1 protein-coding gene is annotated in these 860 nt (G+C 77.7%); it reads left to right on the forward strand.

The genetic code is table 11. The annotated features are described in order from the left end of the window. Positions 1-257: 257 nt before the first annotated feature. Positions 258-809, forward strand: a complete 552-nt coding sequence (locus CCN56_RS41510) for an MFS transporter (protein ID WP_306300673.1) — start codon at positions 258-260, stop codon at positions 807-809. The last annotated feature ends 51 nt before the right edge of the window (positions 810-860 follow it).

Raw genomic sequence — 860 nt, forward strand, 5'->3', positions numbered from 1 at the left:
GCGCACGGCGGTCGGGAACCGCCACGGCACCGCGCCGTACACGAGGCCGCCGACCGCGCTGCCCGCCGACAGGGCCGCCATGGCCCACGGCACCGCCCCGGGGCGGTGGTGTCCGTCGGCGAACGCGATCACAAGCAGCTCCACGGCGCCCAGACACATGCCGACCCCGGCCGCCACGACCGCCGCCCTGAGCAGTCCGGGAGCGGGCGCGTCCCGCCGGACCGCCGCCCGCTCCCGGACTGCTCAGGGCGGCGGTCGTGGCGGCCGGGGTCGGCATGTGTCTGGGCGCCGTGGAGCTGCTTGTGATCGCGTTCGCCGACGGACACCACCGCCCCGGGGCGGTGCCGTGGGCCATGGCGGCCCTGTCGGCGGGCAGCGCGGTCGGCGGCCTCGTGTACGGCGCGGTGCCGTGGCGGGTCCCGACCTCCGTGCGCCTGTCGGTACTGGCGCTCTGCCTCGGTGCGGTCCTGGCGGCAACGGGGCTCTCCCCGCATCCGTACGCGCTGATCGGGTGGGTGGCGCTCGGCGGTCTCTTCACGGCGCCGGCGATCACGAGCGCCTATCTGCTGGCCGACGAGTCCGTCGGGGCGGGGCGGCGCACCCGGGCCGGGGCCTGGGTCAACACCGCGTTCAACGCCGGTACGACGGTGGCGACGGCCGGTGCGGGTCTCCTGGTGGGCCGGCTGCCGCTGTCGGTGTGCTTCGCGGTGGCGGCGCTTCCGGTGGTTCTGGCGGCGGTCGGGACGCTGGTCACGGCCGGGGTGCGACCGCGCCCCGGGTCAGCCGGCCGGGTCGAGCCGGTGCAGTGACCGCACGGCCTCCGCGCCGAGGCGGGGGTGCGGAAGGGCCGCCTCCAGGGC

It is taken from the genome of Streptomyces sp. NRRL B-24572 (assembly GCF_002156145.1).
GTDB lineage: Bacteria > Actinomycetota > Actinomycetes > Streptomycetales > Streptomycetaceae > Streptomyces > Streptomyces vietnamensis.